The sequence below is a fragment of the Candidatus Nitrospira neuquenensis genome (genome assembly GCF_979578155.1).
Genome location: NZ_CEFZDU010000011.1, coordinates 256,143 through 280,696 on the forward strand (window position 1 = coordinate 256,143; position 24,554 = coordinate 280,696).

The window sequence follows — 24,554 nt, forward strand, 5'->3', positions numbered from 1 at the left end:
GCAAGACAAGGAAGGCGTCCCGCCCTCGCCGTCGCCCGGGCGGGGCCGCGCGGGACCGCGGATCCACCCTTGCCTTGGCCGGCTCCTTACGGTAGGGTAAGGACCATCGCAGAGGTAAGGAGGCTCTCCATGCCGACGTCTACGTTGACCAGCAAGGGCCAAACCACGATTCCCAGGGAGATCCGGGATCACTTGCATCTGCGGCCGGGGGACCGGCTCGAATTCGTGCTTGAGGAGGACGGGCGCGTTGTGTTACTGCCGGCCACCGTGGATGCAGGGGAGTTGGCCGGGATGCTCAAGGCCCCGTCGCGGCCGGTGAGCGTGGAGGAGATGAACCGGGCGGTCCGCAGGCATGGAGGGCGCCGGTGATCGGGTTGGATACGAATGTCTTGGTGCGGTATCTGGTGCAGGATGACGCCGAGCAGGCCCGGCGTGCGACGTCCCTCATCACGGGGGCATGCACGCGCGAGAGCCCGGGCTTCATCAACAGAATCGTTCTCTGCGAGCTGGTGTGGGTGCTGGAGGATGCCTACGGCTACTCGAAAGACGCCATCGCGGGGGCCTTGGAGAAGGTCTTGCAAACCAGCCAGTTTCGCGTCGAGGACATCCAGGTCGCCTGGGTGGCGCTGCGCCGGTATCAACGAAGCCGCGCCGACTTCGCAGACTGCTTGCTCGGGGCGGTCAACCGTCGCGCGGGGTGTGATCGGACGGTCACCTTCGATCGCCAGGCGAGCAAACTCGACGACTTCCAGCGCCCGTGAGAGTGGAGCGGACGACAGGAAGCGCGGCGGAGACTCTGAGATGACCCATCCCAACGGCCTCGACTGGAACGCGATCGACGACGTCCTGCTGGACATGGACGGGACGCTGCTCGATCGCCATTTCGACAACGTCTTCTTCGAGGAGGAGCTGCCGCGGCGGTACGCGGCCAAGCACGGCCTGGCCTTCACGGAGGCGCGCGACCGCCTGATGGCCATGTACCGCGCCGTCGAGGGCGAGCTGGACTGGACCGACCTGCACTACTGGAGCCGGCGGCTGGAGATCGACGTCGTCGCGCTCACCAGGGAGTTCGCGCACTTGATCCGATTCCTGCCGGACGCGGAGGCGTTCCTCCGCCACCTGCGGGAACGGGGCAAGCGGGTGCACCTCCTGACCAACGCGCATCAGGCTGGGATCGAGATCAAGGCCGCCAGGACCGGCCTCGACCGGCACGTGGACCGGATCGTCAACGCCTTCGAGGTGGGCTACCTGAAGATGCGCAGGGAGTACTGGCCCGCCTGCCGAGCGCTGCTCCGCTTCGATCCCGCGCGCGCGCTCTACGTGGACGACGACGAGGCCTGCCTGGCCGCGGCCCAGGCCTTCGGCGTCGCCCACCTCTTCCACCGCTCCAAGTCCAGCTCGCAGCTCCCGCCCCAGCCCTCCGCTCGCTACCGCTCGATCGAGAGTCTGCACGTCCTCATCGGGCGCTGACCGGTGCCGACCCGGGCGGCGAGCTTCCAGCGCAGCTCCTGGACGGACACGAGGGTGTCCGCGGGGGCCCGGCCACGAACACGCTCCAGCCGAAGCCGGAGAGCGCCCTGAGCGGCAGGTGCGGCGTAGCCTGTGACGACCGGGCCCTGCCGGCGGGCAGGGCCCTCCTCCACGTGGCCGGGCGGGCTCTCCGGCGCGGGCCGCGCCGCCGCCCGCCTTGTCGCCCCCGGCGGGCTGTGCTACAGTCCCCACTCCGCCGGAGCCCGCCGTCCCCGGCCGGTTGCACTGCGGCCGTCGAGACCCCATGAGCCGACCCTACGACCACAGAGACGTCGAAGCCCGCTGGCAGGACTACTGGGAGCGGTCCGCGACCTTCCGCGTCGCCGAGGACCCCACCAGGCCGAAGTACTACTGCCTCGAGATGTTCCCCTATCCCTCCGGCCGCATCCACATGGGCCACGTGCGCAATTACGCCATCGGCGACGTGATCGCCCGTTACAAGCGCATGCGGGGCTTCAATGTTCTGCACCCGATGGGCTGGGACGCCTTCGGGCTGCCGGCGGAGAACGCCGCGATCGAGCGGGGCGTGCATCCCGGCCGCTGGACGGAGGAGAACATCGCCTACATGCGCGCCCAGCTCCGGCGCCTGGGCCTCTCCTACGACTGGAGCCGCGAGGTCGCGACCTGTGCACCCGCGTACTACCGCTGGAACCAGTGGTTCTTCCTCAAGATGCACGAGAAGGGGCTGGCCTACCGCCGGCGGTCGCCCGTGAACTGGTGCCCGAGCTGCCGGACCGTGCTCGCGAACGAGCAGGTGGAGGAGGGGGCCTGCTGGCGCTGCGGGGCGACGGTCGTCCAGAAGGAGCTGGAGCAGTGGTTCTTCCGCATCACCGCCTACGCGGAGGAGCTGCTCGCGGGCTGCGACCGGCTGACTGGCTGGCCCGCGCGCGTGCTCGTCATGCAGCGGAACTGGATCGGCAGGAGCGTCGGCGTGGAAGTGGACTTTCCGCTGGCGGAGCCGCTCCCGGACCTGGCGGCGATCCGCATCTTCACGACGCGGCAGGACACGATCTTCGGCGCGACCTTCATGAGCCTTGCGCCGGAATCCCCGCTCGTCGAGCGGCTGATCGCGGGCAGGCCGGAGGCGGCGGCGGTCCGCGAGTTCGCCGCGCGGGTCTCGCGTCAGGACAAGGCCGTCCGGACCGCGGCCGACCGGGAAAAGGAAGGGGTCTTCACTGGCGCCTACGCCGTCAACCCCTTCACCAAGGCCCGCATCCCGATCTGGGTCGCCAATTTCGTCCTCTACGAGTACGGGACCGGCGCGATCATGGCCGTCCCGGCCCACGACCAGCGGGACTTCGACTTCGCGCGCCGGTACGACATCCCGATCCGGCTCGTCGTCCAGAATCCGGCGGGCGACCTGCGGGAGGAAGGGCTGGAGGCCGCCTACGAGGAGCAGGAGGCCGCGGGACGCCTGGTCCATTCGGACCGCTTCACGGGGCTCTCCGTGCCGGAGGCCAAGGAGCGGATCGCCGACTTCATCGAGCAGGAGGGTCTCGGGCGCCGCGCGGTGAACTACCGGCTCCGTGACTGGGGCGTCTCCCGCCAGCGCTACTGGGGCACGCCGATCCCGATGGTCTACTGCGACGCCTGCGGCGTCCAGCCGGTGCCGGAGCGGGACCTGCCGGTGACGTTGCCCACGGACGTGCCCTTCACGGGCAAGGGCGATTCGCCGCTCGCGCAGGTCGAGGCGTTCCTGCGGACGGCCTGTCCCCGCTGCGGGGGGCCGGCCCGGCGCGAGACGGACACGATGGACACCTTCGTGGACTCCTCCTGGTACTTCCTCCGCTACTGCTCGCCCCGCGAGGCGACGCGACCGATCGACCCGGCGGCCGCCCGCTACTGGATGGCGGTGGACCAGTACATCGGCGGGATCGAGCATGCGGTCCTGCACTTGCTCTACGCCCGGTTCTTCACGAAGGTCATCCGCGACCTGGGGCTGACCGACGTGGACGAACCCTTCGCCAGCCTGCTGACGCAGGGCATGGTCTGCAAGGAGACCTACCGCTGCCCGATTCACGACTGGCTCCTGCCCGTGGAGGTCCGTGGCGGGGAGCGGGAGGGCTGGTTCTGTACGCCCTGCGAGGGCGAGGGGCGGCGCACGGCCGTGGAACGGGGCCGGGTCGAGAAGATGTCCAAGTCCAAGAAGAACGTCGTGGACCCGGAGCACCTGATCGCCGTCTACGGCGCCGACACGGCGCGGCTCTTCTCGCTGTTCGCCGCGCCGCCGGACAAGGACCTGGAGTGGAGCGACCAGGGCGTGGAGGGCTGCGCCCGCTTCGTCCAGCGCGTCTGGCGGCTCCTGCCCGAGCTGATCGGCGAGGACGGCGGGACGGCGGCCGACTCCGGGGCCGCCCCGGGGACCTCGCCGGGCCCTCCCTCGACCCGCGCGACCGAGCTGCGACGGCTGACCCACCGGACGATCAAGAAGGTGACCGACGACATCGAGCGGGAGTTCCAGTTCAACACGGCGATCGCCGCGCTGATGGAGTTCGTCAACGGCCTCTACCGGTTCGTCGGCGAGGGCGGCGGGGTCGGGGCCCCGGAGGAGCGGGCCGCACTGCGCGAGGCGGCGCGGACGCTCGTGCTGCTGCTCGCCCCCTTCACGCCCCATCTCGCCGAGGAGCTGTGGGCGCGCCTGGGCGAGGCGCCGAGCGTCGCCGCCGGGGCCTGGCCCGTCTACGATCCGGCCCTGGTCGCGAGCGAACGGCTGACGATCCCCATCCAGGTCAACGGCAAGCTGCGGAGCAAGATCGAGGTCCCGGCCGACTGCACCGAGGAGCAGGTCGTCGGCCTCGCCCGGCAGGACGCCAAGCTGGCCGAGTGGCTCCAGGGCCGGCAGCCGCGCAAGGTCATCTACGTCGAGAAGAGGCTGGTGAACTTCGTCGTGTAGGGGGACTCGTGGCAAGGGGCAGGGTACAAGTGACGAGTTGGTTGCGGGCAGGACGCGTGCAACTGGCGATCTCTTCCTTGTCCCTGGCCTTGACGGCCTGCGGCTACCAGTTCCAAGTGGGCGGCGCCGGGCCGGTCGTGGGGGGCGCCGCCCCGTCCCAGCCCGCGAAGGCCGACGCCCCGGCGCTGCGCATCGGCACCTTCGAGAACAAGACTTTCCAGCCGAACCTCGAGCACAAGTACACCACCTACGCCCGCTACGAGTTCGCGGCCGCCAGCGGCGCCAAGGTCGTCACCGAGCCGGAGCCGGCGGACTACGCCCTCAAGGCCCAGATCGTGAACGTCGTCATCCCCTCGCTCACCTTCACCCAGGCCGACACCTTCGAAAGCCGCGTCACGGTCACGGTGAAGGCCGTCATCGAGGACCTGCGCACCGGCCAGGCCGTGTGGCACCAGCAGTCCACCCAGTCCTCCGAGTTTTTCGTCACGAACGACCTGCAGTTCAACCGCGTCCTGCAGGACCGCGCCCTGGAACAGGCCGGGGAGTTCATCGCGCAGGACCTGGCGTCCCGGTTCCTGGAGTACCTGCGGACGGGGGGCGCGCCGGCCGCGACGCCGCCCGGGGCGCCGGGCCCGGCGCCGGGCGGGACCAAGTGAGGCGGTGCGTGACGGGGCCGGAGGACACATGACGGTCCGCGAGCTGGCCGCCGCGATCGCGGGACGGGGGTTGGCGCCGCTCTACGCGGTCCTGGGTGAGGAGGCCTACCTGCGCGACCAGGCCCTGGCGTTGCTCAAGGGCGCGGCCGGCGCAGAGGGTGAGCCGGATGGCTTCAACCTGGACCTGCTGTACGGAGACGAGTGCGATGCCGCCGAGATCCTCGCCAAGGCGAGTGAAGCCGCGCTGTTCGGGGGGCGCCGGCTGGTGCTGGTGCGGGCCGCCGACAAGCTGCCGGCGCGGGAAGGCGAGGCGCTGGTGCCCTATGTGAAAGCCCCCTGCGGCGGCACGACGCTGGTGTTCGCCGCGCCGAAGCTGGACGGCCGGACCAAATTCGGCCAGGCGGTCGGCAAGCACGCGCTGGTGGTGGACTGCGACCGCCCTCCCGCCCCGCAGCTTCCCGCGTGGGTCAGGAGCGAAGCGCAGTCGCTCGGGCTGCGGCTGGACGAGGAGGCCACGCAGCTCCTGGCGGAGCTGGCCGCCGATTCGCTGGGCGTGGCGCGGCGGGAATTGGAGAAGCTGGCGACCTACGTGCCGGAGGGACGGGCGGCAGGCGCGGCGGACGTCGAGGCGCTCCGCGGCGGCGAGCCGGGGGCCTCGGTCTTCGACTTAGCCGGCGCGATCGCGGCCGGCTCGCGTGCCCGCGTGCTCCGCATCCTGGCGCGCAACCTGGAAGCCGGCGAGGCGCCGCTCCGCATCCTGGGGTCGCTCGTCTGGCAATACCGGCAGATCTGGAAGGTGAAGGACCTGCTGCGGGCGGGCGGCTCGGAATCGCAGATCGGCCGGACGGTGGGGCTCTCGCCCTACCGGCTGGCGGGCTACCTGCCGCTCGCGCGCCGCCTGTCCGAGGCCCACTTGCGGCGAGCCTTCACCCTGTTTCCCGAGACCGACTCCCGCCTGAAGGGAGGAAGCGGCGGGCGGCCGGAGGCGACGATCGCCGCCCTGTTGCTGACGTTGTGCGGGGAGTCCGGACGCGAGACCGGCGGTTCCGCACCGCCGCGCCCGGCCGCGCCTCCTGCGGGGAGGGCGGTCAGGACTTCGCGGTCGCCAGGGCGTTGACCCTGGCCGTGAGGCGGGAGATGCGCCGGGAGGCGGTGTTGGGCTTGAGCACGCCCTTGGTGACCGCCTTGTGCAGAGCCGCGGTGGCCTCGCGCAGGGAGGCCGCGGCCGTGTCCTGGTTCTTCTCCTCGATGGCGGCGAGGACCTTCTTCACCGCACCCTTGACCAGGCTCAACCTGGCCCGGTTGCGCTGGTTGCGGACCTCGGCCTGGCGCGCCCGCTTGATCGTGGACTTGTGAACGGCTGGCATAGGGGTTCTCCTTCTCGAAGGCCCGGTTTTGTAACACACCCCGATCGGGCCGGTCAAGGGAGGCTGGCATGGCCGGACACCCGGCGAGCGGCGCGGTGGGAAGCGGGCGATGGCGGGCGGCGGGACTGGCTGCGGCGTGGCTCATGGTCTTGACGGCCTGCGAGCCCGTGCCCGACCGGTACCTGGTGAAGGAAACCGGCCGGGCGACGATGGACGCGGTCCGGGCCGAGCTGGGGCCGCCGGACTACAAGAAGGACCTGCCCGACGGAGGGGCGGAGTGGATCTACGCCGTCAAGTGGAGCACGGCGACGTTCATGACCTACGCGAGCCACGACGCGGAGGTCTGCTACGAATACACGCTGACCTTCGACCGGGCGCAGGTGCTCAGGCAATGGGTCAGGAAGGATTCGTGTTGAGGAGGGCGCGCCCATGACAGCGGTGAACGCGCGGGATCGGCTGATCCTCGCCCTGGATGTGCCCACGGCCGAGGAGGCCGAGGGGTTGATGGACCGGGTCGCGGGGACCGTCGGCTTCGTCAAGGTCGGGCTGGAGCTCTACACGGCGGCGGGACCCGACATCGTCCGCCGCGCGCTGGCGCGGGGACTGCGGGTGTTTCTGGACCTCAAGTTCCTCGACATCGAGGAGACGGTGCGCCGCGCCACCGCCCGCGTCGCCGCCCTGGGCGTGGACTTTCTCACCGTGCACGCCAACCGCAAGGCCCTCAAGGCCGCGGTCGAGGGACGCGGCGCGAGTCCCCTGAAGCTCCTCGCCGTGACGGTGCTGACCAACTTCGACGCGAACGACCTGCGGGACATGGGCGTCCAGTGGAGTGTGGCCGACCTCGTCGCGGCGCGGGCCAATCTGGCGGCCGAGGTCGGCTGCGACGGGGTCGTGGCCTCCGGCGAAGAGCCGGCGGCGATCCGCGCGAAGGTCGGTCCCGCGCTGCTGATCGTGACGCCCGGGATCCGGCCGGCCGGCAAGGGCGTGGACGACCATGCCCGGCCCACGACGCCGGCGCAGGCGATCAAGGCCGGCGCGGACTATCTCGTCGTGGGCCGGCCCATCCGTGACGCGGCCGATCCCCGCGCGGCGGCCGCCGCCATCCTGGCCGAGATGCAGGCCGCGCTCGAGGCGCGCGCGGGCGCACCAGCCTGAGCCGCCGGCCAGTTGCGGCCTCGCGCGGTCATTTGTTAAGATTTTGCCCTGCCACGCTTCCCGCAGTCCCCTCGGGCGGTGGGTGTAGCTCAACGGTTAGAGCGCTGGACTGTGGCTCCAGAGGTTGCGGGTTCGAAACCCGTCACTCACCCCAAACGAACCCGCTACCGGCGGGGTCGCGAAACGTAGGGTTCCGCGATCGCGACCTTGACGGTGTGGCCTTCCCGAAGCGGCTCCCCGGGTTTCAGCCCGTTGGCGACGGCGATCTCTTCCGCGGACCAGGCTGATTGAACGCGCGCAGCGAGAGCGGCGGCGGACTCCCCGGCGCGGGCCTTGACGAGCCGCAGGCGGTTCTCCCGGATCGAGGCCCGCTCGGCGGAGGTGAGCGGCCGGAAGCTGGTCGCGAGGGCCTCGAAGGCCGGTTGCAAGGCCGCAAAGCTCTTGCTCGGGGCGATGCCGGCCACCTGGAAGATCAGGCCTCCGGAGGCGATCCAGGTCACCTCGATGGTCAAGTCCTCGGCTTGGAGTCTGGTTCGCGCGGCCGGCAGGCCGTTGATCTCGCCGCGCTTCGTGTGCGCCGCGACCGGCGCGCCGCTGGCCTTCTCCAGCGCCTTCGCCCCCTCCATCGGATCGTCCCCTCGGCCGACCGCGCCGACCATCGCCAGGGCCGCCCCGTCCGGCGTCGCGGCCGCGACCTGCTGCGGCCCGTTCTCCAGCGTCCACTGGTCCGGGAAGCGGACGTGGAAATCCAGGTCCGGGTGGAGGAAGACCTGACCGGCGAAAACGCCGTCCGCGGCACGCGGTCCCACCACCAGGCCGTCGAGCCGGGCGAGGAAGGCGTCGCGGGAGGCGCTGAGGGGCTCGCGCGTGACCTGGGTCAGCTCGCGGGCGTGCTCCGCGGTCTTTTCCACGCGCTCCGGGGTCGCCGGGTGGGAGTCGAGGAAGCTCGTCCTCCGGGGCCCCTTGCTCGCCAGCGCCACCTCGCGCTCCAGCGTGTCGAGGAAGGCGGAAAGGGCGGCGGGGTTCCAACCGGCCCGCGCGGCGATCTCCTGACCGACCCGGTCGGCTTCGCGTTCCTGTTCGCGGCTGTAGGGGGCCGAGACGAGCTTGGTGATGAAGTCGCCGCCGCTGCCCAAGAGGCTGCCGACGAGCGGGCTGACGAGGCCGGTGATGCCGGAGACGACGTTGGTGACGAAGGCGAAGGGCGCCTCGCGGGTGAGCTGCTGCACGCTGTGGCGCGCGGCGACGTGGCCGATCTCGTGGCCGACCACCCCGGCCAGCTCGTCCTCGGAGTTGACCAGCGGGAGGAGCCCGCGCGTGACGTAGACGTACCCGCCGGGCAGCGCGAAGGCATTGGGCTCGATCATCTCGGCGATGAAGAACCGGTGTTCGACATCCTGGCGGGGCGACTGCTCGGCCAGCCGGGCGCCCAGCTCATCCAGGTAGGCGGGGAGCGCGCCGTGGTCCAGGAGACCGACCTCCTCCTGGATCTTCCGGGCCTCCTCCTCGCCCATGCGCCGTTCCTTGTCGGCGGAGAGGAGGACGACCTCCGGGCGGCCGCTGACGGGGTTGATCGCGCAGCCGGCGGCGACCAGGAGCGGCACGACCACGGCAAGGCGCAGGGCGCGGAACATGGGGGCGATCATACGCATCCGCCCGCGGCGCCGCAAGCGGCGGCCCGGCGGTCCCGATGCAGGACGTTGACAGGACCGCGACGCTTTGGTACCTACGCGGCGGCCCGGCCGTCCTGGAAGCCACGAGAGGAGGTCCCTCGTGCCGGTGATCCCCCATCGTCGGAGGCAGACCTCCCGACTCGTGGCGGCTGCGCTCCTGGCCGCCTCGTTGGAGGGCTGCATCGGCTGGTCTACCGTCACGGCCGCGCCGCCCGGCTCCGAGGCGTTCAGGCCGCCGCCGGCGCCGGGCCGGCCGCTTCCGGCCGTGATCATCCGCTTCACCTCCTTTCTGGACAAGCAGGACCATCCCGCCGCCGACCTCAACCGTGACCTGTTCGTCGAGCGGCTGCGGGCGAGCGGCCTCTTTGCCTCCGTGGACACCAACCCCGCGCTCGCGCCCCCCGGCCCGCGCGTGAACCTGATCGTGGAGCAGACGGAGTGGACCATGGGGGGCGTGTGCCCGCTCTTCGGCTGCGGGGCATTCGGCATGGCGGTGCGGTGGGTTCTGGTGGTGCCGGCCGTCTTTTCCATGGGCGCGCGGGAGTTCCGGATCGAGGCGGCCCTGACGGTGATCGCGCCGGACGGGACGCGGCGCACCTACCGCGCCGCCGGCCGCGAGGTCCGCTACGGAAACAGCCTCTATGCCACACTGAATCCCTGGGGCCCCTCCTCCTTCGGGGAGCGGGTGGCGACCGCGCTCTTCAATCAAGCGGCGAAGGAAGCGCGGCTCTTCACGCGACCCTCCGAGCCGTAGGAGATGGCTCCTCCGACCCTCCGCCCCGATAGCGTAACAGACCGGAATCGCTGAGAAACCGCCATGCCGCTTCCGTCGGGGGTTGAACCAAGCGCCGGTTAAGGGTAGGATGACACCGCGTTTGCTTGAGCCACGCTGACTTTCCCATCCTTCGCGCGGGGCCCGGCCCGGGGTCCCGTGCGACTGATTCCCAAGTCTCCGCCGCATCAAGCCGAGATCGTCTCCGGCCGCAGGAGCCCTGATGCGCCCGACCGCCTCCGTGGCGGGGCGGGGCTCCGCCGGGTATCGGGAGGCGTCGTGCATGCCCCATTCGTCTAACCGGGGAGTCATCCATGGTGAAGAAGGAAACGACGGACGGCGCCGTCGAGCTCGACGAAATCGAGCGTCGGCGCGAGGCGCTGAAGGTGTTGGTGTCGCGCCGCAAGAAGCAGCTTCGCGAATCGCTCGAGCACCGGATTAAGCGGGCCGGCCGGGGGAGCATCTGGGCCAGTCTCCCGCGCGCGGACTGTGCGACCCTGCATCGGCAGGAGCGGGAGCAGCTCCGCGTGCAGCTCGAGGATCTGCAGTTCGAATACGTGCTGGCGCAGCGCCAGTTGGCGGCCCTGAGGAGGGTCATGGCGAGGGCCAGGCGGCTGAGGGCCGCGCGGTCGTCGGGCCGGCGTCGGCGGTCCGTGGCCTAGCCCGCCCGGTCCGCGTCGGTCAACTCTGCACAGAGGAGGGGGCGCCCATGGCGGACAACCGCAAGCCGGTCGCGACGGAAGCTACGAAGACTGGGGAGTCGGCCCCTGCCGGGAGAGGATGGTGGCGGATTCCCGACGGGATCAAGGTCCGGCATCGGGTCGACGGACAGGAGGGGGTCATCGAAGGGCTGACCTCCATCGTCGGCGCCGGCGACGTGAACCCGGACGGCCGGACCCAGTATCGCATGAACACAGGGGCCGCCGGGCGGCGGTTGGTCGCGGAGGCCGATCTCCTGATCCTGGCCGATCGCGAAGGGCTGGTGCAGATCGCGCGCCAGAGTGCGGACTACCGCCGCCACGTCACGGAGCGCCTGCGCACGACGTTCGGGGAGGATCGGTTCGTCCGGTAGCCGGACCAGCGGCTCAGACGGGGTCGTTCGACGCCCGGCGAAGGTTGGTCGCCAAGCCCACCAGAGACAGGGAGTAGATCAGCCACTTCGAGGGGTCGAAGTTGTACCAGCGCGGGCCGTTGCGGTAGTCGGTCTGGTAGGTGTGGTGGTAATTGTGATAGCCCTCGCCGAAGGTGAAGAGGGACACCAGCCAGCTATCTCGGCTGGAATCGGCCTGGCCGTGGGGCTGCTTCCCCCAGAGGTGGCAGACCGAATTGATACAGAAGGTGGAGTTGAGCACGAGGAACGTCCGTCCGACGCCCGCGAGCAGGAAGCAGCCGAGCCCGCCCCGCCATCCTCCCGAGAGCCAGCCCGCGACGAACGGCAACGCGAGCCCCGACAACACGATGGGCACGTAGTAGCGGGCCTGCCACATCACCACAGGGTCCAGACGCAGGCGCGAGGCGTATTTCTCCTCGTTGCGGTAGGGATCCTTGAGCATGACCCACCCGCAATGGCTGAACCAGAAGCCCCGCTGCGCGTTGTAGGGGTCGTCTTCCTCGTCGCAGCGGGCATGGTGACGGATGTGCGCGGCGCCCCATCGCAGCGCGGTGTTCTGGAGCGCCCATCCGCCCGCGACGAGCAGGGCCGCCTTGACCCAGTCGGGACAGTCGAAGCTCCGATGGGCGATCAGGCGATGGTAGCCGACCGTGATGCCCAGCCCGGAGACGACGTAGAGGATCGTGAAGAGCGTCCAGTCGAGGAGGCCGTAACCGTAGACGTAGCCGTAGACCGGGACGCCGACCAGTGCGACGAGGGTGATGAGGCAGAACAGAAGGGTGGCCCCGTAACTGACCGAGCGGACTGGCTGCGCGGTGACGGTGGCAGAAAGGCTCATGGTGGTCGGCTCAAAAGTCGTACGATCCAGCGGGCCTCGACGGAGAGGCCGGTTCAGTACAGCGGCGCCTGCGGCCCGGGGGTCATCCCGGCCAGGTCGGGGTCTTCGCCCTCGTCGGTCCGGCGGGGGACGGCCTTCTTGGCTTCCTGCCGCTGCGCCTGACGGGCTTCCTTTTCCTTCCGCTTCGCCTGCTTGGCCCGCTCTCGATCCCGCTTCGCCAGCGTGGCTTTGCCTGGTCTAGGAATGGCTGCCTCCCTGTGGTTCGACGGCTGTCGGCCGGTGCGGATCGGGCGGGGCTCCCGCACGGGAGCCCCGCCCGGCCGGTCCGGGTCAGTGCGACCCGGTCACCTGCCGCTTACCAGCGGGCGGCGCGACCGCCGCGGTTGCCGCCGGCGCCGCCGCCGGAGCGGGGCTCCTGCGGCTTGGCCTCGTTGACGGTGAGCGTCCGGCCGCCCATCTGGGTGCCGTTCAGCGCCGCGATGGCCTTCTGGGCCTCCTCGCCGCTGGACATCTCCACGAACCCGAACCCGCGCGACTGCCCCGTGAACTTGTCCGTGATAACACGGGCGGACTCCACGTTGCCGTGGGGCGTGAACAGGTCATTCAACTGCGCTTCGGTGGCCGAGTACGGCAACCCGCCGACGTAGATCTTCGAACCCATGGGGGGTTCCTCCTTTGGGAATTTGATATTGTCTTGGACTCGAGAACGTGTGCACGAAGGGAAGGAGCGGGCCGAAGACGCGAACGACGAGGCGGCTTGGGTCAGGCTTCCGATCAGAGATTCCCGGGCAAAACAACATCGGTTCAGGGCTCTGCGTACGATCGCTTTGCCACGAGCCCCATGCAGCAAAGTGGTCGCACTCTACCACGGCTCCCGCTCGATTGCAACCACCAATTGCGGTCGGAGGCAAAAAAATGATCGGACGGCCGGACTTACGCCGCGGAGGCCGGCGGCGGCGTGAACCGCTCCCGAAATCGCCGGCCGCAGCTCTCGCAGCGGAAGGGGTAATAGCCGAGGAGGCTCCAGAGGCGATCCCAGAAAGTCCGATGGAGCCGCCCCACCGTCCGGCTGCCGCATTCGGGACAGCGAACCATGGCCACAGCATACGCCGCCGCGTGCGACAGCACAATCCCCGGGAATCCCGCAATCCTTACAGAATCATCCGTAAGCTCGATGCTTTCAAAAACTTCCCCTCGAAAGCGGGCGGGGAAATTTGCCATAATGCGCCCCGGCGCGCTTCCGGCGTCCACCCCGATTGACCCCCTGCGTGGAGAGGCGGCAATGGCCATCTCTCGGTTTCTTGATCGCGGCCGCGGAGCTCGGCGGGGGCCGACCCCACGAGGTGTGCGTGGTTCTGATCCTCAGCCATCGAGCGTCCGGCTCGCCCCGGCGCGTCGGGACGGGCCCGAGCCTGGTCTGCCTGCTCCTGGGGGCCCTGCTGGAACTCGTGGGTCCGCCGGGGCAGGCGGCGGCGCAGGGCGGCCCCGAGCTCTTCGAGCTGAGCTACTCCCGAGGCGCGATGGAGTTCAGCCGGGGCCGTTACGAGGAGGCGGAGCGGCACTTCCGGGCCGCGCTCAAGGCCAAGCCGGACGACCCGGAGGCCAGCGCCTTTCTCGGCCAGACGTTGCTGCGGCGCAAGCGCGTCGCGGAAGCCGAGGCGGTCTTCCGGCGGATGCTGCAAGTGGACCCCGCCTCGGGCCAGGCCTGGCTGGGGCTGGGCATCGTCCAGTACACGCGCCAGGACTTCAAGGCGGCCAAGGAGAGCCTGCTCGCGGCGGAGAAGGCGGAGCCGGAGAACGCGCTCGTCCACTATTACCTCGGGCTCGTCCACCACGAGCTGGGCGAGTACGACGCCGCGCCGGAACGGTTCAAAAAAGCCATAACCCTGAGCCCGGACCTGACGCCGACGGCGCAGTACTACTCGGGCGTCGCCCACCTGCGTCGCGGGGCGCTCGCCGAGGCCCGGGAGGCACTGGAGGCGACGATCGCCGCCGAGCCCGACACGGAGCATGGCCGGTCGGCGAAGGAGCTGCTGGCCCAGGTCGAGGCGGCGGAGGCCGGCCCGCCGTCGCGGTGGAAGGTCAACGCCTCGGCCGGCACCGAGTACGACACCAACGTCGTGCTGCTGCCGGGCGGCACCTCGCCCCCCGCCGGCACGGGCATCTCCCGGCAGGCGGATTGGCGCGCGGTGCTGGCGGGCTCGCTGGATTACCAGGCGATTCGGATGGACCGCTTCGTCGCCGGCCTCAACTTCTCCGTCTACCAGACCTTCCAGGCCAAGCTGACCGGCTTCAACATCGAGGACCTGCAGCCGACCGCCTACGCCCAGTACCAGTTCGGGAGCGTGAGCATCGGCGCCTCCTACATTTACAACTACACGCTGGTCGGCCAGTCGCCCTACCTGAACGCGAACACGGGGCTCGGCGTGGTCACCGTCACCGAGTCCCCGGCCACCTACACGCAGTTTCAGTTCCGGTACATGAACAAGGACTTCCGCAACGGCCGGTTCCTCCTGAACTCGGCCAGGAGCGGCAAGAACTGGCTGGCGGGCGTCACGCAGTACCTCGCCTTCGCGGAGAACAAGGGACGGATGTGGACGGGCTTCATCTTCGACACGGACGTGACGGGCGGCGGGCATCCCACCGTCGCCGGCCCGCCGAACACGCCCGACAACGCGGACTGGGACTACAAGGGCTATCACATCACGACGGGGCTGGAAATGCCGCCGGTGCTGGACTGGGAGCTGTCGCTCGCCTTCGACTGGATCTACCAGCACTACGCGAACCCCAACTCCTTTTCGACGGACGGCATCACCCGCCGCCGTGATAATATCTACTCCACCACGGTCGCCTTGAGCCGGGACCTGACCGAGCACTTCACGCTGACGTTGCAGTATGCCTACACGAGGGACGACAGCAACATCGACGTCTTCCAGTACGTCCGCAACATCTACACCATCTCGCTCGGCGCGCAGTTCTAGCGCGGCGCGTGGTGGGGGGGCGGTGCTCGCCGTGATCCTGACCGCCGCCGCGCCGCCGGCCTTCGCCGCCGGCCCCGAGCCGGCGGCCGGCGGGATCGGCGCGATCACCTCGGTCCAGGGCAAGGTGAGCCTGGACCATCCCGACCCGGACGGCCCCTTCCAGCCGACGGTCAAGGAGAGCCTCCAGGCCAGCGACGCCATCGAGACCCACGGCCAGTCCAAGACCAAGGCCCTCCTCCACAACGGCAGCCTGTTGACGCTCGGCGAGCACAGCCGGATCGAGATCGTCCACCACGCGCACGACGAGGAGCGGGGCCGGCGCGTCGTGACGGTCCGATTGGTCCGCGGCAGCCTGCGCGCCGTCGTCGGGAGCGCCTTCGCGACCGAAGGCTCCAAGTTCGAGGTGCTGATGCCGGGCGCGACGGTCGTCGCGCGGGGCGGCGCCTTCGTCCTCTGGGTGGAGGGCGGCGAGAACGGCGTGGCCAACATCGGCGCCGCCGGCGCGGTGGCCTTCACGTCGGGCGGCCAGACCGTGGCGCTCGGCCCCGGCCAGTTCACCCATGCCCGGGCCGATGCGGTTCCCGCTCCCGCGGCCGTAATCGAGACGGCGGACGGCGCCGGCGTCCGGGCGGCGATCGACGGCACACACCTCAAGGAGAGTCTGCGGCACGAGGCGCCCAAGGATGCGATCCAGGAAATCGGTGCGCCCCGCGCCATCGGCCTCGGCCTCGGCGGCGCGGGCGAGGGGACGGCAGCGACCCCCGGCGGGGGGGACGCGACCAGCGGCGGCGTGGATCAGGCCCAAGGGGGCGGGAACAGCCCGTCGAACTCGGCGCAGCAGACCTACCACGCGATCCAGCACCATCGCCCCGCCGTCACCCACCACGGCGTCACGCCGCCGTCCGTCCATTCGGGCGCCTCCAACAACCTCCTCGGTCAGCGCGGCCAGGGTCGAGTCAGACAATAGGATGGGCCGGAGCCGACCGCGCGCTCGCCGACTCACGCTCCGCGTCGGCCTCCTCCTCTGGCTCGCGGGGGTATGGGCGGCGATGGCGTGGGCCGAGGCCCCGGCGCCGCCTGCGGCCGAGCCGGCGGCGGACGGCTGGCGCTTCCGAACGCTCACTCCGCCCTCCGACTGGCACTACGGCGGGTTCGTGGACCTCGGCTACCTGCTCGACGTCAACTTCCCCCAGAACCACAAGTGGCGCGGCCGCTCCACGACTCCGCGCGTCAACGAGCTGGACGTCAACATGGCCGCGGTCTACGTGAAGAAGGACGCGACCGACAGCTCGCGCTGGGGCCTGGAGCTCATGCCGCAGGGCGGGCAGGACAGCAAGTCCTTCGGCTTCGGGACGAACCTCCCGAACCTCCCCGGCTCCTCCTGGCTGCGGCAGTTCGGCCGGGCGAACGTCTCCTATCTCGCGCCGGTCGGCACGGGGCTGACGGTCCAGGCGGGCATCTTCAACAGCTTCATCGGCTACGAGTCCCTCTTCGCCAAGGACAACTTCAACTACACCCGGGCCTGGATCGCCGATTACTCGCCCTATCTGCAGATGGGGGTCAACGCCCAGTACACCTTCAACGAGCGATGGGCCGCGGCCCTGTTCATCGTCAACGAATACTTCCACCTCCAGTACGCCAACAACATGCCGAGCTACGGGGGCCAGGTCGCCTACAAGCCGAGCGGGTCCTGGACGATCAAGGAAACCCTCTACTACGGCCCGGACCAGTCGAACACGAGCCTGGAGTTCTGGCGGATCTTCTCCGACAGCATCGTGGAGTGGAAGGCCGAGACGGTGACGATCGCGGCCGACTATCAGGTCGGGACCCAGCGGGCAGCCGGCATCCCCGGCGGCCCCCGCCAGTTCTACACGGGCGCCTCCGTCCAGGGCCGCTGGCACGTCGGCGGGCCCTGGTACCTCGGCCTGCGGCCGGAGTTCTACTGGGACCGCAACGGCCTGATGACGGGCAACCAGCAGTTCATCAAGGCCATCACGGCCACGACCGATTACAAGCTGCCCTACCGCTGGACCGACACCTGGCTGCGTCTGGAGTACCGCTACGACGACTCCACCGGACCCGGCGGCGGGTTCTTCAAGGGCGGCGAGGTCGCGCCGGGCGTCATCGGGCTCACACCGGGCCAGCAGATGATCATCTTCGCCCTGATCTGGACCATGGACTCGCCCTGACGGCGGCCGGTCCCTTCTCCGTCCGTCCCGCGGCCTCACGGCCCCCTCCGGCTCCCGAAGACTCTTGACAGGGAAACGTCTGAGGTGTAGCCACGTAAGGCGAACTTCTCCGAACGGAGGATGCCCTGACTCGATCGGGTGCGACCGCGGGCGCCATCGGGACCCTGGTCTTGCTGGTCGGGATGGCGGTCATGGGCGTGGAGGCTCGGGCCGAGGCCCCGGCCTGCCCCGCCGCGCGCGACGAATCCGCCTCCGAGACCCCGCCTCCCTGGGCGATGGGGGCGGCACAGGCGGGCGAGGGCGGGACGCGGGCCCTCTACGGGGTCGGGAAGGAGGCCCGCCTCCGGCAGCCTGCGATGCGGCGCCGGGCGGCGGAGGGGAAGGCCAGGGGCCACGTGGCGGGGGCCTTCACGCGGCTTCTGGGGGTGGCGCGGCGACAGTACGTCGCCTGGGCGGCGACCCGACGGGCCGCGACGATCGCCGAGGAGTCGCTCGACGGGCTCATGAAGGGCCTCACCGGCCCCGCGCTCGCGGCCGTCTGCATCGAGGCGGTCTGGGTGCCGCCGGACGCGGCGGAGGGCTACGCGCTGGCCCGGCTGGACCTGGAGGCCTACCGGCAGGCGGTCCGGTCCATGCCGGTGGAGGGGTGGGGGCCGAGGGAGCAGGGCGAGCGGGTCCGCGACTTCCTGCTCGCGAACGCCGAGGAGACCTTCGACGAGCTCAAGCGGGAGGCGGCCCGGCCCTGAGGGGCCGGCGGCGGGCGGTCAGGGTTTGAGTCGGACGACGAGGCCTCCCAGCAGGTCGCCCTTGCGGACATTCCGCTTGACGCTCTTGGGATGGTGGTTGTGGCAGTCGGCGCAGCCCTGGGCCACGGCGTAGTCGCCGGCCATACCCTTGAATTCCTTCTCGTCCATGAAGGTCACGAGCTTCACCGAGGGGTCGGCCTGGAGCCGGCGGAGCGCCTCGGCCTCCGCCGGGGTCTTCGGGAGGTTGGCTTCGTTGATCGGGGTCAGGCTGATCACGCCGACCTCGAAGCTGTCCAGGTCCGCGCCCGCCGACTTCACGAACTGAATGGGCAGCGGCACCGCGTGGCCGTTGCGCTTCCATTCCTCATTCGGCGAGATCCCCGCGTCCTTCAGGTGCTCGATCACCGTCAGCGTGTACATGGTCCGGAACGCCCGGACGGTCTCCAGGATGTACTGGGCGAGCACTTCCCGTCCGACGCCGGCCGCCTGTCCCGTCATCGGCGCGAGCCAGCACACCATCGCCAGGACGATGAGCCGAAGGCACCACGTTCTCGCACGCGACATCGCCGCCTCCCTCGAATAGGGACCAGAGCCCCGACCCAACCGGCCGGCGCGCGATGATACCGGATCGGCGCTCAAAACAGAAGGGCCGCGATGCGGCCCCTCGCCCCTCGGTTCGGGCCGATCCGTCCGGATAGGCCGCCTATCCGTCCCGATAGCCTCCGGCCCCCGGTCGGCCGGCTCGCGACGGCGGGCCAGGACCACGACGCCATTTTTTTCGTGTCAATTCCATGCGTTAGGGGGTTAGGCCCGATCGGGCCCGTCGCCGGCCTCGGCCTTGCTCACTCCCGGGGCATGCGCGCGGCCGAGGGAGCCGCGGCCAACCGGGAGGGAGGAAGATGGTGGTCATGGTGGCGCTGCTCGGATGGGGGCTCTTCCTGCTGATGGGGGCCCTCCTCGGCGGGGTGCTGGTCGGCGAGGACGCGAAGGAGTGGGAGTGACCCCGACAGAAGGAAGGGGGCCCCGTGATGAACGGCACGGACACGGTGACGGCAGAGCCGGACCGTCGCCACGGGCGATCGCCCGCCGCCGATGATGGCACGAGCCCCGCGGCTCGCTAGAACAGCGGATGCGGCGGCGCGGCGCGGGACTCCTTCGGAGTCCGCCGACCCTCCCAGGCGTGGCCGCGGATGCGCCAGGCCCCCCGCTCGAACTCCAGGTAGTGCACCTCCGAATACCAACTGTCGAGGTTTTCCCGCTGTCCGGACGGCGTGAGCCCCCAGAGCGCGCCGGTGCAGGTGATCTCCGCGCGCGGGGGCGTCGCGTCCCGCGGCGCGAGGATCTTCGAGAAGATATGGGTGCCCGACAGCTCGCGGTAATCGCGGAACAGCCGCGCCCATTCGGCGCGGAGGTCCGCCTTCCCATACCCGCGGTGGCGGTAGCCGTCCGAGTACAGGGCCATCATCGCCTCCACGTCCTTGCGCTTCAGCGCCTCGTCCGCTTTGTGAAAGGCCGCGAGCAGCTCGTCCACCGTCTTCGGGTCGGCCTGGACCTCCACGTCGTTCGCCAGGTAGGTCCGGCCGAGGTCCGGAAAGACCGGATCGAAGAAGAGCGAGCAGCCGCCCGCCCACGGGGTGGCCGCGAGCGCCGCCGCCAGCACCGCCGGCGCCCATCTCGGTCTCATACGTGCGCACCTCCGGTCGTCGGGCAGGCGGAGCTTAGCCGGTTGAACCGCGGCGGATCAAGGGACCCTCGCCGGCCGCCGGGGGTTGCGCCCGGGCGGGCGCCGGACTACAGTAGGGGGCCCTACGGCGTCCCGGCGCTCGATCGCCGCGCGCCGGCCCCGTTCCTATCCACCCATGAGGCATGTCATGACAGGATCGTCGCGCGTCGCCCGCCGCCTCGGGATGGGCCTGGCGCTGCTGCTGGGTCCCGTGGGCTGCGTCACCCCGGCCGACCTCGAGAAGCTGGATCAGGGACTGAGCCAGAAGCTCGACCGCGGCCAGGCCAGGACCCAGGAGGCCGTCGTCGCGGCGCTCCGGACCGAGATGGGCGGCGTGCGCGAGGACATGGACCGGCTCCGGGCCTCCGTCGAGAGCCGGATGAGCGAGCTGCGGGGCGAGGTGGACGCGATCCGGAGCGCGCAGGCCAAGCGGCAGGACGAGCTGGCCAAAAGCCTGGACGTCGTGCGGACCACGCTGGAGACCGAGGTAGTCGGGCTCCGCCAGGTCGTGGAAACCCTGAAGGCCGACACCAAGGCGACGCTCGCCCAGGTGGAGGTCAATCAGGCGATGCAGCAGAAGCTGCTCGCGACCGCGAGGTCCGACCAGGCGCTCCTCAAGGAGGCGGTCACGGAGCACGCCGCCGCGACCGCGCAGGAGTTCGTGCGGCTGCAGACGATGGCGGACAAGACCGCCGGGCAGGTCCAGGGCCTGCAGGCCTCGGTGGCGGCCTTGAACGCGAGCCTCCAGCAACTCGGTCCGGCTCTGGCCGGCCTCCAGAGCGACATGCAGGCCCTCAGTCAGACCATGCTCGGGACCTACAAGCTGGAGGAGGCCGCCCTGCGCGTGCGCCTGAAGGCGCTGGAGGAGGGCATCAAGCAGCTCGAGCCCGCCGCGACGGCGAAGGACACGGCGGGCGGGGTGCCGAGGCCCGGCGCCAAGCCCTAGCCCGCATGAATCATGAGCGCTTCCGCTGCAACCGCGGATTCGCGGCTGCGACAAGCCGGCAGGCGACTGCCGTGCATGCTGGCGGGCGGGCTCGCCGCTCAGAGCCTCGACGTACGGCTTCAAGTACGCCTCGGGTCTTCTCGGCTCCACGCGCCCGTCTCGCGACGCGACTCCACGGTTTCGCGACGAACCGCCCATGAATCGTGCGGGCTAGCCGGTTGCGGCCGCGACCGGCGACGCGTTAGCATGGCGCCGGGCCGGACGTGAACGCCACGATGATCACCACGATCCGCGGGCGGCTGGTGCTCGCCATCATCCTCGTCGGCTGCATTCCCCTCCTGACCGGGTTGCTCCTCGCGTCGGTTTCCGGGATGCGCTCGCTCCGGGACGTGATCGGGGGCAACGTCCAGGCGATGGCCGCCCAGGTGGCCGACCGCGTGACCCTGGTCGTGCAGGGGGAGATCCAGGGGGTCCGCCTGCTCGCCTCGGCCCCCCTGCGCGTCCGGCTCCCCGTCGGGGTCGCGAACCGCGACTATCCGGCCGACCCCGCCCGGGCCAGGGCCCTCATCGAGCGGAGGATGCGGGCCTGGCAGGACGGCACCGAGTTCTCCGAAGCGCTGCTCAACTCCGAGCTGTCCCGCTTCCTCAACGAAACCAAGGTCCGCGACGGGGACAAGGTGGTCGGCCTGCTGATCGTGGACCGGCACGGGGCGCTGGTCGCGGCCAGCTCCGAGCCGGACCGCTACTTCTTCGGGGACGAGGCCTGGTGGGTCGGCCTCCAGGACGAGGCCGCCGGGCGGGTGTTCCTCAGCGACGTGATTGCGGCCCGCCGGGGTTCCTTCCGCTCGCCGGAGGAAACCCTCGACATCGCCGTGCCGATCCTGGACGACCACCAGCGGACCGTGATCGGGGCGATCAAGGCCTCCTACCGGTTCGACGCCCTGTTCGCGTTGGTCAACCAGGTCCGGATCGGTCAGACCGGCCACGCCATGCTGTTCAACGCGCGGGGGGAGCCGCTCGTCTGTCCCATCCTGCCCCGCCAAGCACACCGCCTCCACGAGCAGCTCACGACGATGATCGTGTCGCAGGAGCCGGGCTGGGGCATCGCGGACGACGACGCCCACGGCGCGAGCCAGACGGTCGTGGGGTTCGCCCCGGTGCGCGGCCTCGGGACGCCCGGCAACACCTGGCACGTCTTCGTGCGGCAGCATCCCGACGAGAGCTACGCGCCGGTCCGGGAGCAGCGGCGAAACCTCGTGCTCATCGGGCTCGTGATGGTGGGGCTGCTGGCGGCCATGGGCCGCTACGCCGCCGAGCGGATGGTTCGGCCCGTCCGGTTGCTCACGCGGCGCGTCGAGGCGATCAGCCGGGGCGACTACGGCGGGTCGCTGGCGATCCGGACGGGGGACGAGATCGAGGACCTCGCCCGGGCCGTGGACCGGATGGCGGAGTCGCTCCAGGCGTCCCGCCGCGAGCTGGAGGCCCTCAACCGGGAGCTGGCCGGCCGGGTCGAGGAGAAGACGGCCGAGGTCGGGAGCCAGATGCGCAAGCTCGAGCTGGCGGAGCGGCTGGCGACGCTCGGGACGGTGGCCAGCGGGATCGCCCACGAGATCAACAATCCCCTGGGCATCCTCCTCAACCGGATCGAGTGCATCGAGGCCGAGGCCGCGCAGGCCCCCCTGCCGGAGGAGTTGGCGCGGGACCTCGCCGCCATCCGAGGGCAGGCGGAACGCATCCTGCGCGTGACGCGCAGCATGTTGAGCCTGTCGCGGGGTGCCGCGACGACGCTCAAGCCGCTCGACGTCAACTGCGTCGTCCGCTCGGCGCTGGCCGTGGCCGCGGAGCGCGCCCAGGCGCAGCGCGTCCGGGTCGAGCCGGTGCTCGCGCCGGATCTCCCGCCGATCATGGGCGATCGGGACCGGCTGGAGACGGTGGTCCTGAACCTCGTCAACAACGCGATCGACGCGGTGCGCGGAGCGGGCGGGGCGGGGCGCGTCGTCGTCCGTTCCGAGCAGCGCCGGTCCGATGCGGGCGACGCCGTCGTCGTCACGGTCTCCGACAACGGCCCCGGCATCGCGCCGGAGCACCTGCCACGGGTCTTCGACCCCTTCTTCACGACCAAGGAGGCGGGCCAGGGCACGGGGCTCGGCCTGTTCCTGAGCTATCGCATCGTCGCGGAGCATCGCGGCCGGCTGGAAGCCGCGAACGGGGAAACGGGCGCGGTCTTCACCGTCGTCCTGCCGGCCTTCGGCGAGCCGGCCGCGACTCCACGGGAGGCGACATGGGAGTCCCCGGCAAGATCCTGATCGTGGACGACGAGCCGGAGGCGCTGGAGAATTGCCGGCGCATCCTGAGCCGGCTCCGCTACGAGTGCCTCGTGGAGCGCGATCCCCTGCGGGCCCTCTCGGTGATCGAGCGGGAGCAGCCGGGGCTCGTCCTGACCGATCTCTGCATGCCGGGTCTCGACGGTATCGGGGTCCTGACCGCCGCCAAGCAGCTGGACCCCCGCGTGCAGGTCGTCTTGATGACCGGCTACGCGACCGTCGAGACCGCGGTCACCTCGATGCGTCGGGGCGCGATGGACTATCTGCTGAAGCCCTTCACCGGGGTGGACTTGGAGGCGGTCGTGCGCCGCGCCTTCGCGGGCGGGGAAGACGCGCGGGGGGCGGGGACCGCGCGCTCGTCGAGCGCTCGGGCGGGGACCGCGGGGATCCTCGGCCGGAGCCCGGCGCTGCGCGAAGTCCTGGCGCTGGTCGAGAAGGTGGCCCGCAGGGATGCGAACGTGCTGATCTACGGCGAGAGCGGAACGGGCAAGGAGCTGGTCGCCCGCGCCATCCACCGGCAGAGCCGTCGCGCCGCCCGGCCCTTCGTGCCCGTGGACTGCGCCGCCCTCTCCGACAGCCTGCTGGAGTCCGAGCTGTTCGGACACGAGCGGGGCGCCTTCACCGGCGCCTACGTCGCCAGGTCGGGGCTGTTCGAGGTGGCCGACGGGGGCACCGTCTTCCTCGACGAGGTCGGCGGGATGAGTCCGAGCCTCCAATCGCGTCTCCTCCGGGTGCTCCAGGAGCGCCAGGTCCGCCGGGTCGGCGGGGTGCAGTACCTGGACGTGGACGTGCGCGTCATCGCCGCCTCCAACCGGGACCTCGAGGCGGCCTGCGCGAAGGGCGAGTTCCGCGAGGACCTCTACTACCGGCTCAACGTCGTGCCGATCACGCTCCCGCCGCTCCGCGCCCGTGCCGGCGACGTCGAGCTGCTCGCCCGCGCCTTTCTCCGGCGCTTGGTGGGCGGGCCCGAGGACACGGAGGCGGCGGGGCCGGACTTCGATCCCGACGCCCTCGCCCTCCTGACCGGTTACCACTGGCCGGGCAACGTCCGCGAGCTCCAGAACGTCGTCGAGCGGGCCGCCGCCCTGGCCGACGGGCCGACGATCCGGCCCGAGCACCTCCCTCCCGCCCTCCGCCGGCCGACCCCCCCGGGGACGCCGTCCGCCGACGGGGCGACCTACAAGCATGTCAAGCGGCAGGTCATGCAGTCCTTCGAGCGGGGTTTCCTGCTCGACCTGCTGCGGCGGAACGGGTGGCACATGGGCCGCTCGGCCCGCGAGGCGGGGGTGGATCGCAAGACCATCGAGCGGATGGTCAAGAAGCACGGCCTCCGCCCCGAGGCCCCTCCGCAGCACGGAGCCTGACCCCGCCGCGTTGGGGCGTGGGCGCCCCATCCGTGGGGACGCCGCTCCCCGCGCCGTCTCCACCGCTCGCCTCCGCGACCCTCTCCATCTCGCGCGCTGAGCGAGGGGACATCGCCGTCCCATGCCGGCCGTCCGTCGGACGGTCCGGCATTCACGCGGATGGCGCATGAATGCCGCGTGAGCCCCGCTTCCACGCCTCGGGCGCCCCGCCGGAACGGATCTTGCTCAGCCCCCTGCGGTTTCTCCTGAGCCCGTCCCGGCGTGAGGGGTGTGAGCAGGGAACGGG

Annotated in this window: 26 protein-coding genes and 1 tRNA gene; 19 read left to right on the plus strand and 8 right to left on the minus strand. The window is 70.7% G+C overall.

Annotated elements, in window-relative coordinates:
* The first annotated feature begins 129 nt into the window (after positions 1-129).
* The 6 genes from AC1U7O_RS06340 to holA all read left to right on the plus strand — a co-directional run bounded on the left by AC1U7O_RS06340 (position 130) and on the right by holA (position 6,196).
* A complete protein-coding gene (locus AC1U7O_RS06340) occupies positions 130-369 on the plus strand; it encodes an AbrB/MazE/SpoVT family DNA-binding domain-containing protein (RefSeq protein ID WP_479893797.1) in 240 nt (79 codons plus the stop codon).
* Positions 366-761: a PIN domain-containing protein gene (locus AC1U7O_RS06345; protein ID WP_479893799.1), complete on the plus strand. Its 396-nt coding sequence runs from the start codon at positions 366-368 to the stop codon at positions 759-761. Before AC1U7O_RS06340 ends, AC1U7O_RS06345 begins: the two co-directional genes overlap by 4 nt.
* A gap of 40 nt (positions 762-801) precedes the next feature.
* Positions 802-1,470 (plus strand): HAD family hydrolase, encoded by a 669-nt coding sequence (locus tag AC1U7O_RS06350; RefSeq protein ID WP_479893801.1) that lies wholly within the window; start codon positions 802-804, stop codon positions 1,468-1,470.
* Positions 1,471-1,774: 304 nt separating this feature from the next.
* The gene (gene leuS / locus AC1U7O_RS06355) at positions 1,775-4,423 is read left to right on the plus strand and encodes a leucine--tRNA ligase (protein WP_479893802.1); all 2,649 of its coding nucleotides are present in this window, start codon (positions 1,775-1,777) and stop codon (positions 4,421-4,423) included.
* Positions 4,424-4,479: 56 nt separating this feature from the next.
* Positions 4,480-5,079, plus strand: a complete 600-nt coding sequence (gene lptE, locus AC1U7O_RS06360; RefSeq protein WP_479893803.1) for an LPS assembly lipoprotein LptE — start codon at positions 4,480-4,482, stop codon at positions 5,077-5,079.
* A gap of 28 nt (positions 5,080-5,107) precedes the next feature.
* On the plus strand, positions 5,108-6,196 hold the full coding sequence (gene holA / locus AC1U7O_RS06365; RefSeq protein ID WP_479893804.1) for a DNA polymerase III subunit delta: 1,089 nt from the start codon (positions 5,108-5,110) through the stop codon (positions 6,194-6,196).
* Here the strand turns inward: holA and rpsT are convergent.
* Positions 6,168-6,446: a 30S ribosomal protein S20 gene (rpsT, locus tag AC1U7O_RS06370; RefSeq protein WP_479893805.1), complete on the minus strand. Its 279-nt coding sequence runs from the start codon at positions 6,444-6,446 to the stop codon at positions 6,168-6,170. The genes holA and rpsT overlap by 29 nt on opposite strands.
* A gap of 68 nt (positions 6,447-6,514) precedes the next feature.
* Between rpsT and AC1U7O_RS06375 the strand changes: the two genes are divergently transcribed.
* The 3 genes from AC1U7O_RS06375 to AC1U7O_RS06385 all read left to right on the plus strand — a co-directional run bounded on the left by AC1U7O_RS06375 (position 6,515) and on the right by AC1U7O_RS06385 (position 7,755).
* Complete coding sequence (locus AC1U7O_RS06375) at positions 6,515-6,862, plus strand: hypothetical protein (protein WP_479893807.1); 348 nt, start codon at positions 6,515-6,517, stop codon at positions 6,860-6,862.
* Between the two features lie 13 nt (positions 6,863-6,875).
* The gene (gene pyrF / locus AC1U7O_RS06380) at positions 6,876-7,601 is read left to right on the plus strand and encodes an orotidine-5'-phosphate decarboxylase (RefSeq protein ID WP_479893808.1); all 726 of its coding nucleotides are present in this window, start codon (positions 6,876-6,878) and stop codon (positions 7,599-7,601) included.
* Positions 7,602-7,679: 78 nt separating this feature from the next.
* Positions 7,680-7,755: transfer RNA gene (locus AC1U7O_RS06385), tRNA-His, on the plus strand.
* 10 nt (positions 7,756-7,765) lie between these two features.
* On the opposite strand, the gene AC1U7O_RS06390 is transcribed toward AC1U7O_RS06385, so the two are convergent.
* Positions 7,766-9,247 (minus strand): M48 family metalloprotease, encoded by a 1,482-nt coding sequence (locus AC1U7O_RS06390; RefSeq protein WP_479893809.1) that lies wholly within the window; start codon positions 9,245-9,247, stop codon positions 7,766-7,768.
* Between the two features lie 127 nt (positions 9,248-9,374).
* On the opposite strand from AC1U7O_RS06390, the gene AC1U7O_RS06395 reads away from it, so the two are divergent.
* The 3 genes from AC1U7O_RS06395 (at position 9,375) to AC1U7O_RS06405 (ending at position 11,118) form a co-directional block, all read left to right on the plus strand.
* Positions 9,375-10,028 (plus strand): hypothetical protein, encoded by a 654-nt coding sequence (locus tag AC1U7O_RS06395; protein WP_479893810.1) that lies wholly within the window; start codon positions 9,375-9,377, stop codon positions 10,026-10,028.
* Positions 10,029-10,360: 332 nt separating this feature from the next.
* Positions 10,361-10,708 (plus strand): hypothetical protein, encoded by a 348-nt coding sequence (locus AC1U7O_RS06400; RefSeq protein ID WP_479893811.1) that lies wholly within the window; start codon positions 10,361-10,363, stop codon positions 10,706-10,708.
* A 47-nt stretch (positions 10,709-10,755) separates the two neighbouring features.
* Positions 10,756-11,118, plus strand: coding sequence for a hypothetical protein (locus AC1U7O_RS06405; RefSeq protein WP_479893813.1), 363 nt, complete (start codon positions 10,756-10,758; stop codon positions 11,116-11,118).
* A gap of 13 nt (positions 11,119-11,131) precedes the next feature.
* Here AC1U7O_RS06405 and AC1U7O_RS06410 read toward each other — a convergent pair whose 3' ends face one another.
* The 4 genes from AC1U7O_RS06410 to AC1U7O_RS06425 all read right to left on the minus strand — a co-directional run bounded on the left by AC1U7O_RS06410 (position 11,132) and on the right by AC1U7O_RS06425 (position 13,090).
* The gene (locus AC1U7O_RS06410; protein WP_479893815.1) at positions 11,132-11,995 is read right to left on the minus strand and encodes an acyl-CoA desaturase; all 864 of its coding nucleotides are present in this window, start codon (positions 11,993-11,995) and stop codon (positions 11,132-11,134) included.
* 53 nt (positions 11,996-12,048) lie between these two features.
* Positions 12,049-12,300: a hypothetical protein gene (locus AC1U7O_RS06415; RefSeq protein WP_479893816.1), complete on the minus strand. Its 252-nt coding sequence runs from the start codon at positions 12,298-12,300 to the stop codon at positions 12,049-12,051.
* Positions 12,301-12,350: 50 nt separating this feature from the next.
* Positions 12,351-12,656, minus strand: coding sequence for an RNA recognition motif domain-containing protein (locus AC1U7O_RS06420; RefSeq protein ID WP_479893818.1), 306 nt, complete (start codon positions 12,654-12,656; stop codon positions 12,351-12,353).
* 272 nt (positions 12,657-12,928) lie between these two features.
* Complete coding sequence (locus tag AC1U7O_RS06425) at positions 12,929-13,090, minus strand: hypothetical protein (protein ID WP_479893819.1); 162 nt, start codon at positions 13,088-13,090, stop codon at positions 12,929-12,931.
* A 254-nt stretch (positions 13,091-13,344) separates the two neighbouring features.
* Between AC1U7O_RS06425 and AC1U7O_RS06430 the strand changes: the two genes are divergently transcribed.
* The 4 genes from AC1U7O_RS06430 to AC1U7O_RS06445 all read left to right on the plus strand — a co-directional run bounded on the left by AC1U7O_RS06430 (position 13,345) and on the right by AC1U7O_RS06445 (position 17,911).
* A complete protein-coding gene (locus AC1U7O_RS06430) occupies positions 13,345-14,976 on the plus strand; it encodes a tetratricopeptide repeat protein (protein WP_479893821.1) in 1,632 nt (543 codons plus the stop codon).
* A 22-nt stretch (positions 14,977-14,998) separates the two neighbouring features.
* A complete protein-coding gene (locus tag AC1U7O_RS06435; protein WP_479893822.1) occupies positions 14,999-15,943 on the plus strand; it encodes a FecR domain-containing protein in 945 nt (314 codons plus the stop codon).
* A gap of 82 nt (positions 15,944-16,025) precedes the next feature.
* The gene (locus tag AC1U7O_RS06440) at positions 16,026-17,165 is read left to right on the plus strand and encodes an outer membrane beta-barrel protein (protein WP_479893824.1); all 1,140 of its coding nucleotides are present in this window, start codon (positions 16,026-16,028) and stop codon (positions 17,163-17,165) included.
* Between the two features lie 191 nt (positions 17,166-17,356).
* Positions 17,357-17,911 carry a hypothetical protein gene (locus tag AC1U7O_RS06445; protein WP_479893826.1) on the plus strand — a complete coding sequence of 185 codons (555 nt, stop codon included), beginning with the start codon at positions 17,357-17,359 and terminating at the stop codon, positions 17,909-17,911.
* Between the two features lie 18 nt (positions 17,912-17,929).
* On the opposite strand, the gene AC1U7O_RS06450 is transcribed toward AC1U7O_RS06445, so the two are convergent.
* The gene (locus tag AC1U7O_RS06450; RefSeq protein WP_479893827.1) at positions 17,930-18,475 is read right to left on the minus strand and encodes a c-type heme family protein; all 546 of its coding nucleotides are present in this window, start codon (positions 18,473-18,475) and stop codon (positions 17,930-17,932) included.
* Positions 18,476-19,028: 553 nt separating this feature from the next.
* Positions 19,029-19,595, minus strand: coding sequence for a Cif family virulence factor (locus tag AC1U7O_RS06455; protein ID WP_479893829.1), 567 nt, complete (start codon positions 19,593-19,595; stop codon positions 19,029-19,031).
* A gap of 187 nt (positions 19,596-19,782) precedes the next feature.
* Here AC1U7O_RS06455 and AC1U7O_RS06460 point away from each other — a divergent pair, with 187 nt between their 5' ends.
* The 3 genes from AC1U7O_RS06460 to AC1U7O_RS06470 all read left to right on the plus strand — a co-directional run bounded on the left by AC1U7O_RS06460 (position 19,783) and on the right by AC1U7O_RS06470 (position 24,268).
* A complete protein-coding gene (locus tag AC1U7O_RS06460; protein ID WP_479893831.1) occupies positions 19,783-20,580 on the plus strand; it encodes a hypothetical protein in 798 nt (265 codons plus the stop codon).
* A gap of 275 nt (positions 20,581-20,855) precedes the next feature.
* Complete coding sequence (locus AC1U7O_RS06465) at positions 20,856-22,886, plus strand: sensor histidine kinase (protein ID WP_479893832.1); 2,031 nt, start codon at positions 20,856-20,858, stop codon at positions 22,884-22,886.
* Positions 22,862-24,268, plus strand: a complete 1,407-nt coding sequence (locus AC1U7O_RS06470; protein ID WP_479893834.1) for a sigma-54-dependent transcriptional regulator — start codon at positions 22,862-22,864, stop codon at positions 24,266-24,268. The genes AC1U7O_RS06465 and AC1U7O_RS06470 overlap by 25 nt, the downstream gene beginning before the upstream one ends.
* Positions 24,269-24,554 lie beyond the last annotated feature (286 nt).